At 70.0% G+C, this 15,716-nt stretch carries 11 protein-coding genes; 4 read left to right on the top strand and 7 right to left on the bottom strand.

Going from position 1 to position 15,716, the window contains the following annotated elements; translation table 11 throughout:
- Positions 1-102: 102 nt before the first annotated feature.
- Positions 103-3,291: a S8 family serine peptidase gene (locus QM624_RS18615; protein ID WP_415094593.1), complete on the top strand. Its 3,189-nt coding sequence runs from the start codon at positions 103-105 to the stop codon at positions 3,289-3,291.
- A 64-nt stretch (positions 3,292-3,355) separates the two neighbouring features.
- On the opposite strand, the gene QM624_RS18610 is transcribed toward QM624_RS18615, so the two are convergent.
- The 3 genes from QM624_RS18610 to QM624_RS18600 are packed head-to-tail and all read right to left on the bottom strand — an operon-like array spanning position 3,356 to position 6,455.
- Complete coding sequence (locus QM624_RS18610; RefSeq protein WP_415094591.1) at positions 3,356-3,793, bottom strand: hypothetical protein; 438 nt, start codon at positions 3,791-3,793, stop codon at positions 3,356-3,358.
- A 22-nt stretch (positions 3,794-3,815) separates the two neighbouring features.
- A complete protein-coding gene (locus tag QM624_RS18605) occupies positions 3,816-5,459 on the bottom strand; it encodes a hypothetical protein (protein ID WP_415094589.1) in 1,644 nt (547 codons plus the stop codon).
- Positions 5,460-5,468: 9 nt separating this feature from the next.
- Positions 5,469-6,455 (bottom strand): LacI family DNA-binding transcriptional regulator, encoded by a 987-nt coding sequence (locus tag QM624_RS18600; RefSeq protein WP_415094587.1) that lies wholly within the window; start codon positions 6,453-6,455, stop codon positions 5,469-5,471.
- Positions 6,456-6,559: 104 nt separating this feature from the next.
- On the opposite strand from QM624_RS18600, the gene QM624_RS18595 reads away from it, so the two are divergent.
- Entirely contained in the window at positions 6,560-8,221 is a 1,662-nt protein-coding gene (locus QM624_RS18595) for a glycoside hydrolase family 13 protein (RefSeq protein WP_415094585.1), read from the top strand.
- 276 nt (positions 8,222-8,497) lie between these two features.
- On the opposite strand, the gene QM624_RS18590 is transcribed toward QM624_RS18595, so the two are convergent.
- Positions 8,498-9,604: a DNA glycosylase AlkZ-like family protein gene (locus QM624_RS18590; protein WP_415094583.1), complete on the bottom strand. Its 1,107-nt coding sequence runs from the start codon at positions 9,602-9,604 to the stop codon at positions 8,498-8,500.
- 75 nt (positions 9,605-9,679) lie between these two features.
- On the opposite strand from QM624_RS18590, the gene ald reads away from it, so the two are divergent.
- Positions 9,680-10,798, top strand: coding sequence for an alanine dehydrogenase (gene ald / locus QM624_RS18585; protein ID WP_415094580.1), 1,119 nt, complete (start codon positions 9,680-9,682; stop codon positions 10,796-10,798).
- Positions 10,799-11,037: 239 nt separating this feature from the next.
- On the opposite strand, the gene dcd is transcribed toward ald, so the two are convergent.
- Positions 11,038-11,613, bottom strand: coding sequence for a dCTP deaminase (gene dcd / locus QM624_RS18580; RefSeq protein WP_415094578.1), 576 nt, complete (start codon positions 11,611-11,613; stop codon positions 11,038-11,040).
- Between the two features lie 101 nt (positions 11,614-11,714).
- On the opposite strand from dcd, the gene QM624_RS18575 reads away from it, so the two are divergent.
- On the top strand, positions 11,715-11,888 hold the full coding sequence (locus QM624_RS18575) for a DUF5302 domain-containing protein (protein WP_298132727.1): 174 nt from the start codon (positions 11,715-11,717) through the stop codon (positions 11,886-11,888).
- Positions 11,889-11,970: 82 nt separating this feature from the next.
- Here the strand turns inward: QM624_RS18575 and QM624_RS18570 are convergent, their stop codons facing one another.
- Positions 11,971-12,369, bottom strand: coding sequence for a hypothetical protein (locus tag QM624_RS18570; protein ID WP_298132725.1), 399 nt, complete (start codon positions 12,367-12,369; stop codon positions 11,971-11,973).
- Positions 12,347-15,481 (bottom strand): BTAD domain-containing putative transcriptional regulator, encoded by a 3,135-nt coding sequence (locus QM624_RS18565; protein ID WP_415094576.1) that lies wholly within the window; start codon positions 15,479-15,481, stop codon positions 12,347-12,349. Before QM624_RS18565 ends, QM624_RS18570 begins: the two co-directional genes overlap by 23 nt.
- Between the last annotated feature and the right edge of the window lie 235 nt (positions 15,482-15,716).

The following is a 15,716-nucleotide window of genomic DNA, read 5'->3' as shown; positions in this document are numbered from 1 at the left end:
TCGCACCGTTGACTCGCCCCGGAGGCCTCCGTAGCCTGCTCGCCAAGAGCCACTCCCTTTGTCACGGCTCGCAATCCGCTTTTCAGAAAGGCTGGGCAGATCTTGCTACGCCGGAAACTCCTGATCGTCACGGGCGCACTCGCCCTCACGGTCCCGACCGTCGCCTACGCCGAAACCGGCGTCGACCGGTTCGATGACTCCCCGAAAAAGTCCCTTGTCGGCACCCAGTTCCGACCGGCGGCGGCCAACCCTGACGCCAAGGTCACCGTGATGGTGGAACTGTCCGGCGACCCGGTCGCGGTGGCTGAGGCGCAAGCCGGCAAGCCGCTGCCCAGCAGCCGCACGTCCGAGATCCGGTCCCGGCTGAAGAAGTCTCAGGACGGCGTCAAGCGCCAGATCCAGGCCCGTGGCGGCAAGGTCCAGTCCCAGATGCAGTCCGCCTACAACGGCATGCGGGTCACCCTGCCACGCAAGCAGATCAAGGCCGTGGCGGCGCTGCCCGGCGTGAAGTCGGTGACCGCGGCCCGCACCTACAAGATCGAGAACGCGGTGAGCGTGCCGTTCCTCGGCGTGCCGCAGGTATGGCAGAAGAGCAAGTACCGCGGTGAGGGCGTCAAGGCCGCCATCATCGACACCGGCATCGACTACACCCACGCCGACTTCCGCGGCCCGGGCACGGTCGAAGCGTTCGACCAGGCCAAGGCGAGCAACACCCCGAACCCGGCGTGGTTCGGCAAGAAGTCGCCGCGGGTCAAGGGCGGCTACGACTTCGTCGGCGACGACTACAACGCCGATCCGAGCAGTGCCGATTACCAGCCGGTCCCGCATCCGGACGCCAACCCGCTGGACTGCAACGGTCACGGCAGCCACGTGGCCGGCACCACCGGCGGCGGCGGCGTGAACGCCGACGGCACCGCCTACACCGGCCCCTACGACAGCAGCACCCCGAACAAGAAGTTCAAGATCGGCCCGGGTGTGGCGCCCAAGGTCGACCTGTACGCGCTGAAGGTGTTCGGTTGCGAGGGCTCGACCGATGTGGTCGTCGAGGCCATCGACTGGGCCGTGAAGAACCGCATGGACGTGATCAACATGTCGCTGGGCTCCACCTACGGGACGGCCGACGATGCCGATTCGATCGCCGCGCAGAACGCGGTGGCGGCCGGCGTGGTCGTGGTCGCGTCCGCCGGCAACAGCGGGCCGAACCCGTACCTGACCGGCTCCCCCGGTGTCGGACGCGGCGTGGTCAGCGTCGCCGCCGTCGACTCGACGAAGAGCTTCCCCGGCGCCTCGCTGAAGCTGGACGGCAGCACCATTGCGGCGATCAACGCCAACGGTGCCGACCTTCCCAGCGACCCGCTCAAGGTCGTGTACGTGAACGACGATCCGGCAACCACCGACGTCGATGAGTCCCTGGGCTGCTCGAAGGAATCCTTCACCCAGGCCGGCGTGAAGGCGGGATCGGGCCAGATCGCCGTCATCCAGCGCGGCAGCTGCGCCCGTGTCGCCAAGGCCATCTTCGGCCAGCAGGCCGGCGCCGACGCGGTGGTGATGGTGAACGCCGACGCCAACTACCCGCCGTTCGAGGGTGAGATCCTGTCCAACCCGGACAACGGTGAGGCATACACCGTGACGATCCCGTTCCTCGGCGTCCGGAGCACCGACGGTCCCGCCCTCAAGCAGGCCGACGGCAAGAACCTGACCCTGGCCGCGAGCAACCTGGAAAACCCCGGCTACCGGGCGTACGCCTCGTTCTCCTCCGGCGGCCCCCGCAGCGGTGACAGCGGCCTGCGTCCGGCGGTCTCCGCCCCCGGTGTCAGCATCAGCTCGGTCGGCGTCGGCACCGGCAGCGATTCGGCGGTGCTCTCGGGCACGTCGATGGCGTCCCCGCATGTCGCGGGCGTCGCTGCCCTGACCCGCCAGGCGCACAAGAGCTGGAAGGCTCGCGAGATCGCCTCGACGCTGGTCAGCACCTCGGATCCGTCGAAGGTGGCCGGCTACCGGCTCACCCTGGGCGGCGGCCTGATCGACACCAAGCAGGCTGTGAACACCAAGGTCTACGCCTACGGTGACACCTACTCCAGCCGGGCCGGGAAGGGCTACGAGGCGACGCTGAGCTACGGCTTCTCCCAGCCCACCTCGACCTTCCAGGCGACCAAGAAGCTGACGCTGGTCAACAAGGGTTCCAAGAAGGTCACCTTCCGGCTCTACAACGAGAAGACCAAGCAGTCGAGCTCGGCGTCGGTGACGTTCAGCCCCAAGAAGGTGACCGTGGGCGCCAAGAAGAGCAAGACCGTCAAGGTGACCCTGCGGGCGAAGGCGTCCAGCCTGGGCAACTCCCTCGGTGTCGACGATCAGTTCAGCTTCCACGAGGTCTCGGGCAACGTGAAGATCACCAGCACGGGTGGCAACGGGACGCTGCGGGTGCCGTACCTGATGGTGCCGCGGGCGCAGGCCAAGGTTGCCGCCAGCCAGAAGGTGCTCAAGGCCCAGCAGTCGCCGAACTCCACCACGGTCAAGGTCAACGGCAAGACGACCGAGACCACGAAGCCCAGCGACGCACCGGCGACGCGGACTCTGGAGGTCACCCTCACCAACCGCAAGGGTGCACTGAGCACGTCGGCCGACTTCTACACCTGGGGCCAGAGCGATAAGCAGGATCAGCCGTCGAAGACCCCCGGTGGCATCGACCTGCGGGCCGCCGGCGTCCAGGCGCTGGAGGACGGCGACAATCCCCTGCTGGTCTTCGCCGTCAACAGCTGGACGCGGTACTCCAATGCCGCCGCCAACGAGTACGACGTGGAGATCGACACCGACCGGGACGGCGACACCGACTTCATCGTCTTCAGCGCCGATTCCGGCCAGGTCCGAGCCGGCGACCCGGACGGGTTGAGCGAGGTGTTCGTCTACGACGTCAAGAAGGACGCGCTGAGCAGCGCGGGATACCTGGCCACGGCACCGACCGACAGCAGCACGATCCTGCTGCCGGTGGAAGCCAGCTCGCTGGGTCTGACGGCCTCCAGCAAGACGTTCTCGTACGCGGTGTCGGCACTCTCGAGCGTCGACAACGCCTACGGCGACGAGATGCTCAATTGGGCCGACTTCGACCTGTCCACGCCTTCGATCCCGAACGGTGACTACGAGACCGTCAAGGTCAACGGCAGCACCACCGTCCAGCTGGCCGTCGACCCCGCCGCGGTCGCTCGGCAGAAGCCGCTGGGCACGATGATCGTCGTGCTCGACAACAAGGCCGGAAAGGACGAGGCGTTGCTGCTACCGACGCCGCGGTTCTGACCGGTACCGACCAACCACCGACGCCCCCGGGATCTCCCGGGGGCGTCGGTGCGTTTCGGCAGGCTCAGCGGGTGCTGCTGCGCAGCGCACCGGGGACGGCGCGCTCGCACAACCGGGGCGCGTCGCCCTGGCCGAAGCGGTAGTCGTAGCGCTTCCCGCCGGCCTCGACGATCACCCGCATGCCGTCGACCTGCGCCTGGGTGTACTGGACGCCGGGCTGCGGGCAGCCCAGCGAGCCGTCGTTGAACCGCACATTCTCGGCGCTCACCAGCGTCGGTGCGGCGGTCACTCCCCGGCCGCGCAGATCGGATTCGATCGCAGCCAGCTTCTGTGACGGCAGTTCGGTCGGCGTCCCGGACGGCGCGGTCGGCAGCGGCGGTGCGGTCTGGAACCGGGTCTGCTGCGGGCTGGCCGTGCTCGGCTGTGGCTCCGGCCCGGCCGGCGGCGTCATCGAACAGGCACTGAGCAGGGTCAGGGCGAGCAGGCAACCGAGGCGACGCATGCGGCCAGTCTAGGAAGGGCGGTCAGCGGATGCCGGTCAGCAGCCGCTGCATCAGCGCCACCGACCCCTTGGCCGAGTCGTAGCTGACGGCAACCAGGTCGCCGCGAGCGGCGACCGTCCACAGGCTGCCGTCGCTGTCGGCCAGCACCGGCGCACCGGGGATCTTCGACAGCGGCTTCAGCGACCCGCGGGAGGCCCGCTCACGCAGTTCTCGGCGAGCGGCCTCCGCCTGCTCCGGGCTGATCCCGGACGCCGGCGCAGCCGGCTTGGCGTCCACCAGCAGCCAGGGCGCGATGGTGGAGCCGCGGGCCACCGACGCGGTGGCCATCGCCATCGCGAACGGCGACAGCCGCAGCGGACCGTCGTCGGTGCTGGCGCCGAAGATCTCGACGCCCAAACCGAACCGGCCGGTCAGGCCGAGCGCCTTGATCGCGTCGGCGGCCCCGCCGGAGCCGGCGATGGCGCTGACCGGGGCGAAATCGGCCGGATAGACCCGTTGGGTGGTCGCCGTGGTGTCCCCCAGCTTGCTGGCCAGGGCCAGCACCGCCCCGTCGGAGGGGCGCACGATGACCACCGCGGCCCGCCCGGACGAGCGGGTCAGCAGCTCTTCGGCGCGGCGCTGCAGGCCGGCGTCCAGGGTGATCTTCAGCGACTGGCCGGCCACCGCGGGCACCCGGAACAGCTCCCTGGGGTCCTCCGGATGGCCGTCCGGATAGGCCTGGACGACGAATCCGGTGACGCCCATCAGTTGTTGGTTGTAGGCACGCTGCAGGCCGCTCAGTCCGACCAGGTCACCGGCGCGGACCGCCCCCTGCCCGGCCCGGATGGCGTCGTCGGTGGCCTCCCCCACGGTGCCGAGCAGCTGCCGGGCGAAGGTGCTGGTCCGGGCCAGCGGACGCTCGGCGTCCAGGATGCGCACGCCTTCGACCCGGCGGGCGGCGTCCAGCATGCGCCACTCGTCCTGGCCCACGGCGCGGATCACGGTGGCCTCCACGTAGGCCTTCGGGCCGTACCCGGCCACCTTGGCGACGTAGCCGTCGACGTCGATGCCGACCGCCTTGGCCAAAGCCGCCGCCGACTTCGGCTGCACGTCGGGTGCGACCAGTGTCTTGTCCAGGCCGATCCGCTTGGCGTCCTGGTTCCACACCAGCCGCTCGTCGTCGGCGCCCACGATCTCGCCACGCTCGGGCGCCAGCCGGACGGCGCGCAGCCGGTCGCCGTCCTCCAGGCCGGAGGCGATCAGGTCGCGCTGCCAGACGCCGGTCCAGCCGTCCGGACCGTGCACCAGCCGCAGGAAGGCGTCCTGTACCCAGGCCGGCTTGCCGTCGTGGATCACCCATTCGGCGCGCAGCCGGGCCGTTGCCTCGCGTTGGTCGTCGGCCACCTGGACGTCGACGACCTCGATGGTGGGCCGTAGCTCGCCCATGCCGCGCAGCGTGGCGGTCAGGTCCTCGGTTTCGACCGGCCCGACGGTGGAGCCGAACGAGCCGTCGGCGATGGCGCGGGCGGCGAGGGCGTCGGCGGCTCGCCGGGCCGCGTTCCTGGCGCCCGGCACCGGGTCGGTGGCGGTGCGCCAGATCAGGAAGCCGCCTCCGGCGGCCATGGCCAGCACGATCAGGGCGATCACCCAGACTCGCGGCTTCTTCGCCGACTGGGTTGCGCTCATGGCCGCATGCTACCCAGGCGTTCCCTCACCGGCCGGAGCGGGCCCGGTGCTCTGCCGCAGCACCAGCTCGACCGGCAGCTCGACATCGGACGGCGCGACGGCGTCCGGATCGGTTCGTCGCGCGAGCAACTGCCTCATCGCCTGCGCGGCGGCCCGGCCCTTGGCGTCCGGGTCCTGCCGGACGGTGGTCAGTCCCAGCCCTGCCGCCACCGGATGGTCGTCGAAGCCCACCACCGACAACTCCGACGGCACCTCCAGGCCGAGTTCGCCGGCGACGGCCAGCACCTGCGCGGCGACCAGGTCGGACGCGCACAGCACCGCGGTCGGCCTGCGCCGGCGCAGCAGGTCGAGGATCGCCGTCCGGTTGTCGCCGAAGATGTCGACGAAGCCGACCACGGGTTTGATCCCGGCCAGCCCTTCCAGCCAGCCGGCCAGCCGTTCGCCACCGGGTTGCGGGGTGAGCACCGCGACCCGCCGGTGACCCCACTCGACCAGGTGCGCGGCGGCGCGTCTCGCACCACCCCGGTCGTCGATGGTCACCCGGACGCCGGCGTCCGTCCAGGTCATGTCGACGGCCACGATCGGGATCCCGCGGCGGCGCAGCCATTCCACCGGTGCGGCGTCCGCCGCGCAGGAGTAGGCGATTGCGCCGTCCATCGCCACGTCGTGGGCGGGCACGGTCGGCGGCAGCATGGTGAGTGCGAGTCCGTCGGCGCTCAGCTCGTCGGCCACCGCGCCCAGGAACCGGGCGGTGACCGCGTCGGAGAGAGCCAGCCGCAACGGCTCGGTCCACAGCACCCCGATGGCGCCGCTGGTGCCGGTGGCCAGCGAGCGGGCGGCCGGGTCGGGACCGCGATAGCCGAGCTCCTCGGCCACCGCGAGGATGCTGGCCCGCAGCTCGGCGGACAGTTGATCGGGCCGGGAGAAGGCGTTGGAGACGGTCATCCGGCTGACCCCGACCCGGTCGGCGATGGACTGCAACGTGACGCGTGACATGGGCTCCTTCCGCCGGGTGCCCGGTTTGCCTTCGTTGCCACCCGCGACTACCTTTACCGATACAGAAACTATACCGGTAAAGGCAATACCAGTAGGGAGAGGTCATGGACGGGCGCAACGCACGCGACGACTGGTGGCGGCACGCGGTGGTGTATCAGATCTATCCGCGCAGCTTCGCCGACGCCAACGGTGACGGCGTGGGCGATGTCGCAGGCATCAGGGCGAAGCTGCCCCACCTGGCCGCGTTGGGCGTCGATGCGATCTGGATCAGCCCCTGGTATCCCTCGCCGATGGTCGACGCCGGCTACGACGTCAGCGACTATCGCGACATCGAGCCGGTCTTCGGCACCCTGGGCGAGGCGGACGCGCTGGTCGCCGAGGCGCACGCCGCCGGCATCAAGGTGATCATCGACATCGTCCCGAACCACACCTCCGACCAGCACGCGCTGTTCCGGGCGGCGCTGGCCGCCGGTCCCGGCTCGCCGGAGCGCGAGCTGTACATCTTCCGCGAGGGCCGCGGCTCCTCGGGCGAACTGCCGCCCAACGACTGGCAGAGCAACTTCGGCGGCCCGGCCTGGACCAGGGTGGCCGACGGGCAGTGGTACCTGCACCTGTTCGCCCCGGGCCAGCCGGACGTCGACTGGCGGCACCCCGGCGTCCGGGCCGAGTTCGAGCAGACCCTGCGGTTCTGGTTCGACCGGGGCGTGGACGGCTTCCGCATCGACGTGGCGCACGGCATGGCCAAGGACTGGGAGCTGCCCGACCTGGACGGCCTGGAGTTCCCGCTGCCCGAGGATGCCGAGCACGACCATCCGCACTGGGATCAGCCGGGCGTGCATGAGATCTTCCGCGAGTGGCGCCGGGTCGCCGACGAGTACCGTCCGTCGCGCGCGTTCTGCGGCGAGATCTGGGTGGGCCGGGCCCATCGTCTGGCTGCGTACCTGCGTCCGGACGAGCTGCACACCGCGTTCAACTTCGACTTCCTGATGGCGCCCTGGCTGCCCGGAGAGCTGCGCCGGGTGATCGACGCCACCATCGCCTCGCACGCCGCGGTCGGCGCCCCGCCGACCTGGGTGCTCGGCAACCACGACGTCTGCCGTCCGGTGTCGCGGTATGCCCGTGACCAGCACGGCCTCGATCCGATGGCCCGCAACCTGGTGCATTACCAGGGCAGGCCGGCCGATCTGGCGCTCGGTGGCCGGCGGGCCCGGGCGGCGGCGCTGCTGATGCTCGCGCTGCCCGGCGGCGCCTACGTCTACCAGGGCGAAGAACTGGGCCTGCCCGAGGCCGAGGACATTCCCGCTGAGGCACTGCAGGATCCGGTCTGGTTCCAGTCCGGCGGCACCGACAAGGGCCGCGACGGCTGCCGGGTGCCGCTGCCCTGGACCGCCGCGGGTGAGTCCTTCGGCTTCTCCCCCGACGGTGCGGCCGCTCCCTGGCTGCCGCAGCCGAGCGACTGGGCCCCGTTCGCCGCGGACGCCCAGGACGGCGTCCCGGGTTCGACGCTGGAGCTGTACCGGGCTGCGCTGACGTTGCGTCGTGAGCTGGGCGAACTCGGCGACGGCAGCCTGGAATGGCTGGACGGCGGCGAGAACGTGCTGGCGTTCGCGCGGCCGGCGGACGCCGACGGCGTCCGGTTCCAGTGCTGGACGAACCTCGGCAGCGAGCCGGTGGAGCTGCCCGCGGGCGAGGTGCTGCTGGCCTCCGACGCCCTGGACGCCGACCGGAAATTGCCGTCCGACGTCACCGTCTGGCTACACGGCTGAGGAATCAGAGAAATTCTCTCCGGCCCGTTGTATCAGGCCGCGGCCCAGCCCCTCATGGTGGTTGAAGTCGCTGATCCCGGAAGGTCGGGGGGCTGATCCGGCGGTGTGACTTCATCGGGGGGAACGCATGGTGCGCGACGCACCGGCAGGCAGGTCCGTAGGGGGACGGAACGCCGCCGGGCGTCGCGCACAGCGGTGTTCAGGCACCGTTGGTCGAGCCTGTCGGCCCACCGTTGGTCGAGCTTGTCGAGACCCCTCCCGCTGGTTTCGACAAGCTCAACCAGCCAACTCCAGCCCGACTCCCAAGCCCAGTTCCAGCGCTTCCACCGCATCCGCAAGTTGCGTCCGTCGAATGCCCCGGACGCCCGGCAGCCGCTCCACCGTCAGTTGCCGACGGCGTCCGGATCCGGTGATCCGCCAATGCCCGGCCAGCCGGTTGCCGACCAGCACCGGGGCCAGCAGTTGGCCGTTGGCCTGCTTCCACAGCACGTCGTAGTGGGCGGCGTCGACGAACCGTTCCCGTCCGGCCGGGTCGTAGCCGCAGAGCAGGGCGTCGAATTCGGGCAGCAGCCGGACGCCATCGAGCCCGACCGGTGCCGGGGCGTCCGGGAGATCCAGGTAGGTCCGGCCGTCCGGACCCTCTTCGGCAGCCAGCCCAAGCCGGGCCAGCGCGGCGTCCACCCTGGTCAGGCCCAGCCCTGACCACCAGGCCAGGTCGTGCCGGCTGGCGGGTCCGTGGGCGGCGACGTGGTGCCGCAGCAGCACGTCGACGGCCGCGTCGGTGTCGGCGAGCACCGCGGAGCGGTCGCCGAGCAGCGCGGACGCCGTCCGGTAGCCCGGGGCACCCTGACCGACCCAATCGCCGCGCAGCGGACGCCGGATCAGCCCGCCGTGTCCGAACGCGAAGTAGCGGCCGGAGGTGCCGGGGAAGGCCGGTGCGGCGTCCGGATCGTGGGTGGCGAGCCAGGCCATCAGGTGCTCGGCGAGTTCTGCCGGAGTGCGCCAGTGGTCGAAGGCGAATTCCTCGATGCCGGCCCAGACCTGCTCCAGGGTGCTGCCGGCCAGCCGCAGGGTACGGGTCCACAGCGTCCGCTGGCCGAGCCGGGTGGCCACCTCCAACAGTGGATGCTGCTCGGCGACGCTGGTGTGCACGGTGCCGCGCAGGCTGCTGCCGCGGACGATCGCGAACGATTCGTAGGCGGCGGTGATCGCGTCCCGGGTGATCCCGGGCCGGCGCGCGGCCAGCCCGACGAACACCGAGCGCGCCGTCTGGGACTGGATCGGTCCGACCCGGCGCAGCAGGCCGAGGACGTCGTCCGGCTCAGCCTCGGCGGGGAACTGACGGGCCACAGTGCGGGCGGCCAGTTCGTCCCAGGTCAGCATTCCCGCAGCGTATGCCCTACTGGAGCGGCAACCCCCGGTTCTACACTGCTGGCACCAGCGGCCGAAGGAGCACCGATGAAGATCGCCGTCCCCACCGAGGTCAAGAACAACGAGTACCGCGTCGCGATCACACCGGTGGGTGTGCACGAACTGACCCGGCGCGGACATGAGGTCTTCGTGCAGGCCGGCGCCGGGCTCGGCTCGTCGATCACCGACGCCGAGTACGCCGACCAGGGCGCCACCATCCTGCCGGATGCCGACGCGACCTGGTCGACCGGTGAACTGGTGATGAAGGTGAAGGAGCCGGTGGCGTCCGAATACGACTACCTGCGCGACGATCTGGTGCTGTTCACCTATCTGCATCTGGCCGCCGACCGGCCGCTGACCGAGCGGCTGCTGAGCGCCGGCACCACGGCGCTGGCCTACGAGACGGTGCAGTTGCCGAATGGCATGCTGCCGCTGCTCTACCCGATGTCGGAGGTGGCCGGCTGCCTGGCGCCGCAGGTCGGGGCGCACGCGATGATGAAGGCCCAGGGCGGACGCGGCGTGCTGATGGGTGCCGTCGGCGGCGTCCCGAACGCCAAGGTGGTGGTGCTCGGTGGTGGCGTGGCCGGCCAGAACGCAGCCAACATCGCGCTCGGCATGGGCGCCAGCGTGACCATTCTGGACACCGATCTGGAGAAGCTCCGGATGACCTTCTGGCGCTACGACAACCGGGTGCAGGGCATCGTCTCGACCGCGCTCAGCGTGCGCGAACAGGTGCTGGCCGCCGACCTGGTGATCGGCACCGTGCTGATTCCGGGCGCCAAGGCCCCGAAGCTGGTCACCAACGAGATGGTGGCGCAGATGCGGCCCGGCTCGGTACTGGTCGACGTGGCGATCGACCAGGGCGGCTGCTTCGAGGATTCCCATCCGACCACGCACGACGACCCGACCTTCACCGTGCACAACTCGATCTTCTACTGCGTGGCGAACATGCCCGGCGCGGTGCCGAACACCTCCACCTGGGCACTCACCAACGCCACCCTGCCCTACGCGGTGCAGCTCGCCGGCAAAGGCTGGCGGCAGGCCTGCGCCGAGTCGCAACCGCTGGCCCTCGGCCTGAACACGGTGGCCGGCACGATCACCTGCCCCGGCGTCTCCGCCACCTTCGGTGACCTACCGACAACCCCTCTACCGGACGTCGTCGGCTGACCGGACCCTCGTCATCCCGGCGGGCGATTCTGCTCATCGGTGGCTCCGACACCGGCCAGCTCGCCCCGTCAGCCGCGCGGTTCGTCCGATCGCGCGATCGACCACAGCTTTCGGCAACGGCTCACTGCTTTCGGGATATTTCACGAAAGCAGTGACGCTTCCCGCCACCAGTGGTGGATCGCGCGATCAGCGACTTAGCGTCCGTGCGAAAGATGAGCCCCGGACGAGTGCGGCGCGCCTCAGACGTCCGCGCGGTGGAAGTTCTGGAAGCTCCGGGACGCGGTAGGCCCACGCTGGTTCTGGTAGTGCGAGCCGTAGACGGCGGAACCGTACGGGTTCTCCGACGGGCTGGTGAGCTGGAAGAAGGCCAGCTGGCCGATCTTCATGCCCGGCCAGAGCATGATCGGCAGCGTCGCCACATTGGACAGTTCCAGGGTCACGTGGCCGCTGAACCCGGGGTCGACGAAGCCGGCGGTGGCGTGGGTGAGCAGCCCGAGGCGTCCGAGGCTCGACTTGCCCTCGACCCGGGCGGCCAGATCATCGGGCAGGGTGACGGTCTCGAAGGTGCTGCCCAGCACGAACTCCCCCGGGTGCAGCACGAAGCCCTCGGCGGGGTCGACCTCGACCAGCCGGGTCAGTTCGGGCTGGTCCTGCGCCGGGTCGATCACCGGATATTTGTGGTTGTCGAACAGCCGGAAGAATTTGTCCAGCCGGACGTCGACACTGCTGGGCTGGACCATCGCCGGATCCCACGGATCGAATTGCACGCGCCCCGCTTCGATCTGGGCGCGGATGTCGCGGTCGGAGAGCAGCACGCGCCTGAGGCTACCGTGACAAGGCATCGGCCGGGACCGGGAGGCAGCGAATCGGACCAACCGCCTACAGTGGTGTCTTCGTCGCGACCAAGGAGGCACCGATGCCGGAATCCGATCCGAACGCCGACACCAAGGCCGCGTTCAAGGCGGCGCTGGAACGCAAGCAACAGAGCCAGCACTCCGGCGCCGACCACACCGACGCCGCCCGCGGCACTGCGAAGAACACCCACGCTCAGGGCGGCAAGCGGCAGTTCCGCCGCAAGTCCGGCGGCTAGAACCCGTCGTGGTTGAGCTCGCCGTTGGTTGAGCTTGTCGAGACCCGGACGTGGTTTCGACAAGCTCAACCAGCGACAGATCTCAGATGTTTTCGTCGCCGACTACGTACAACATCACCAGTTGGGCGGTCCGGTCCTTCAACAGGGTGACCGCCGGCGGAAACTCGGAGAGATTGGTCTGATCGACGACCACAGCAAGCCGCCAATTGTGCTTGCGCACCTTCTTGAACGCCTTTTGGAACGTGTCAGAGAAGTCACGGTGTTTGCGTAGGTAGAGCTGAATGTGGTCGGGCACCTCAACGTTCTGCTGGTTTGCGACGGCGGTGATGAAGGCGAGCGCAGAGCGTCCGCGCCGAACCTCCTCCCAGGCGGCTTGATAGAGCTGCTGCCGGGGCTCGGCTGTCGACCAGTCGTTCCACTGCAAAACGAACTGGGTGGTGTCGTCGTTGGTGACGTAGTCACCTAGACCGGTCTTGGGCATGGGGGGCCTCCTTGTTTGTGAATCGAACCCAGGCGGGTGCGAACCTGTGGGCCACCGATGTCGCAAGACGGGCGTGCCGGGAGCCTTCCTCCAACCTCCCGCACATCCGCAGCAATCGGGCCAGATAGGCGTCTGCGGGACCGATCCCCGCAGACGCCCCGATGGGCAGCCAGCAGCCGCTGTGGGCGGCCAACTCGGTGATCATTTCCTCGGCAAACCGCTCGTCCGGCTCGGACGCACCGAGCGCCATGATGAGCAAGCCCGCCGCGGCACCGGCCCGGAAGGTGCCGCGGACGCCGTCCCAAAGCTGCTCGAGGTAGTCCGGCGTGGCGGGCCGGCCGACCGCGGTGCCAATCGTGGCACCGGCGATCTGGTAAAGCGGGTCGAAGCCCGACATGTCGTCGTCGAGCGCATCCATGGCTTGGGCAAGATCCGTCAGCCGGTCTTCGCGAATCGCCTCGCTCAGCCTGCGTTCGTGCTCGGCGACGGTCACGGTTTCCGGATCGACGCCGGCCTGGAGTGTGTGCGCCTGCTCAGCATGGCGTTCCGCGACCGCAGTCCGTCCGGCCAAGCCGGCAAGCAGCTCGGCCAGCCTCAGCGCCAACCAGCGATGCAACACTGATCCGGACGCCTCGGCACGCTGCATGTAGTCGTGCGCAGTAGCGGTTGCCCCCAGCCGATCAGCCAACTCCACGTGCGCGTTGACCATGAGGTGCAGCGCTTCCAGTTCGGCCTCCGCGCTGCCCGCGCGGGCACCGGTGACAGCCATCCGTTGCGCCAACTCCAAGCGTCGGCGCGGCGGCTGCCGCGTCGGCCAGCTCAACGAGTGGAGGGCGCGCAGTGCATCGAGCGCAATGGCCGGATCGGCATCTGACGCCCGTTCCACCATCTCCGGCTCCACCTCACCGAGGACCGCAAGCATCGTCGCGTCGCCGGCCTTGCCGGCGCGCAGGTATCCCTCGACCAGCCGGACGCGGAGCGCAGTCTGGTCGGCCGATAGCCAGTCCAGCGCCTCGCCGATCAGCAACTGTGTCCGCCGGGCGTCCACGCCCAAGGGCACCCAGGGGCCGGCTGTGGCCAACGCGGCTTGGGCGAACAGCGTCGGTTCACCGGCCCGGCGGGCAAGCGCCGCGAATTCACCGGCCTGGGACATCGCCTGCTCGATCCGTCCGCCCAGCGTGAGCGCCGCGGCGCCCTCGAGTGCCCACGGTAGCCACAGCCTCGGCGCCAGCCGGGCATCCTGCGCCAGCCCGACAGCCTCTGCGTAGCGATCGGCAGCGGCCAGCGGTGCGCCCGCCGCCACCAGCCCGGCGGCCTCGGCCGCCGTGTATTCAGCGGCGTCCGTCGCGTCGGGCAGCTGCCGCGCATGGTGGGCGATGCGCGGGATGTCAGGATCGGGCCGGGCTGCGAGCGCGTCGATCATCCGGCGGCGCGCCGTCTCCGGGGCGCCCAATCGGGCCAGCGCCTCGCGGAAGCCGGCATGCCGGAAGCCGATCCCTCGCGGCGCCTCAATCAGCAGACCGCCCGCGAGCGCGGCTTCGGCGAGTGCGGACGAGTCCGCACTCGAGAGCCCGAGCGCCTCTCGCAGCAGCGGCAGGTCGAGTTCGGCCGGCGTGTCCGAAGCCGCCAGTGCCAGCAGTTCTGCACACCCTTCGGGCAGGCCGATCAGGCTTCGCCGGACGAACTCCTCCAGGCTGGCCGGCGCATCAACCCAGCCTCCGGTCGCCTCGGTCTCGCGGGCCAGCGCTGCGAGCAGGAACGGGTCACCGCCCGCCGAGGCAACCACCTTCTCAACCAGCGTCTCCCGCTCAGGATTGGTCGCCGACACCAGTGACGCCGCCAGCGCTCGGGCGGACGCGTCGTCCAGCGGTTGCACCTGAAGGGCCACACAGTCGGTGGCGGCGATCCAGCCGTCGGTGAGCAGCGGATGCTCACCGAGCGGACGCGATCCGCCCCCGGTGACGATCGGGCAGATGCCCGGAAAGCGTGCCAGCGCCAGCAACAGTTCGAGGGTGTCCGGCGCCAGTTCGTCCACATCGTCGACGATCAACACCCGACCCGGACGGCACAACTCACCAGCGAGCGCCGTGGCACGGTCGCCGGTGGTGGCGTGGCCGGGAAGCGGAACGCCGAGCGTCTCGGCCAAGCCGGTGACGGCCGACGCCCCGGGCGGCAGCAGCACGGCGTCCGGGATCGCCCGGGCGAGATAGTTCAGCACCGTGCTGACCCCGATGCCCGGGCGTCCACCCAAGGCGATCAGGGCGGGCGGTCGCGGCGCAGCCAGCAACCTGGTGACGGCGTCGACCAGGTGCTGGCGTCCGATCGGCGCGGGAGGGGCGGCCACGGTGACGTCGACCGGTGGGTCAAGCCGCGGATGCTGGTTGAGCAGGTCGTTCTCCAGCTGCCGGAAGGCGCGTCCGGCGTCCAGGCCGTAGTCGGCGGAGAACCGTTCGGTGAAGGCGCGACATTCGTCCAGCGCCGCGACCTGATCGCCGTTGCGGTACAGCGCGAGTACCAAGCTGGACGCCAGCGCCTCCGATTCGGGGAGTTCGGCGCACCAGCGGCGCAGGTCGGCTATGACGGCCGCGTGCCGGCCGGAGGCCAGTTCGACCTCGGCCAGTTCGACCAGCAGCTCCGCGCGCCGGCTCTCCAGGTAGCTACGAGTCACGTCGATCGACTCGATTCCCTCGATCGCACCGAACGGCGTCCCCCGCCATTCGGCGAGCGCTTCGCGCAGCAACCCCCCGGCCGAGCGCGGATCCCGCCTCGCCAGTTCGCGGCCGCGGCGCAACGCGTCGTCGAAGCGTTGGGCGTCCAGTTCGTCGGGTTCGACCACAAGTCGGTAGGCACCGGCGGCTGAGACCAGCCGGGAGATCTCCTGGCGTCGCATCGCGGCCCGGAGCCGGTCGATGTGCACCCGGATCGCGGTGGTCGCGGTGCGCGGCGGCGTACCACGCCAGACACGGTCGATCAGCGCGTCCAGGGTGACCGGACGGTTGTGATCGGCCAACAGCACCGCCAGCACGGTCCCTTCCATCGGACGCAACCGCTGCGGTTCGGAGTCCACCGTCACACCGACCGGGCCCAGCACGCGGAAGTCGACCGCAGCCATCGGGCCTCCAGGGGGTGTGAATAACTCGCGCCCCGGCCATCGGGAGTGACTGCGGCGCTTGCCAGCACCCTAGCCACTGAATGTTCGCCACGGGCACCTCCTGATCAACCCATGGCGCCATCGTGGTTCGAGCAGATAAACCGTTCGTAAATCGCCGGCCGATGAAAGGGCCGCTGATCACTCACGTCATCCCGGGCTCCGACCCGGGATCTCAGGCGGGAGAGATCCCGGATCA

The organism is Micropruina sp. (assembly GCF_047606365.1).
Taxonomy (GTDB): domain Bacteria; phylum Actinomycetota; class Actinomycetes; order Propionibacteriales; family Propionibacteriaceae; genus Micropruina.
Note: the sequence above shows the minus strand (reverse complement) of the source record. Positions and strands in the feature narration are given on the sequence as shown.

What these genes read in the sequence shown, in the direction of transcription:
- QM624_RS18575 (WP_298132727.1), top strand. Translation starts at nt 11,715, where the DNA reads ATGCCGGAATCCGATCCGAACGCCGACACCAAGGCCGCGTTCAAGGCG.
- QM624_RS18600 (WP_415094587.1), bottom strand. Translation starts at nt 6,455, where the DNA reads ATGTCACGCGTCACGTTGCAGTCCATCGCCGACCGGGTCGGGGTCAGC.
- QM624_RS18595 (WP_415094585.1), top strand. Translation starts at nt 6,560, where the DNA reads ATGGACGGGCGCAACGCACGCGACGACTGGTGGCGGCACGCGGTGGTG.
- ald (WP_415094580.1), top strand. Translation starts at nt 9,680, where the DNA reads ATGAAGATCGCCGTCCCCACCGAGGTCAAGAACAACGAGTACCGCGTC.
- QM624_RS18610 (WP_415094591.1), bottom strand. Translation starts at nt 3,793, where the DNA reads ATGCGTCGCCTCGGTTGCCTGCTCGCCCTGACCCTGCTCAGTGCCTGT.
- QM624_RS18570 (WP_298132725.1), bottom strand. Translation starts at nt 12,369, where the DNA reads ATGCCCAAGACCGGTCTAGGTGACTACGTCACCAACGACGACACCACC.
- QM624_RS18590 (WP_415094583.1), bottom strand. Translation starts at nt 9,604, where the DNA reads ATGCTGACCTGGGACGAACTGGCCGCCCGCACTGTGGCCCGTCAGTTC.
- QM624_RS18565 (WP_415094576.1), bottom strand. Translation starts at nt 15,481, where the DNA reads ATGGCTGCGGTCGACTTCCGCGTGCTGGGCCCGGTCGGTGTGACGGTG.
- QM624_RS18605 (WP_415094589.1), bottom strand. Translation starts at nt 5,459, where the DNA reads ATGAGCGCAACCCAGTCGGCGAAGAAGCCGCGAGTCTGGGTGATCGCC.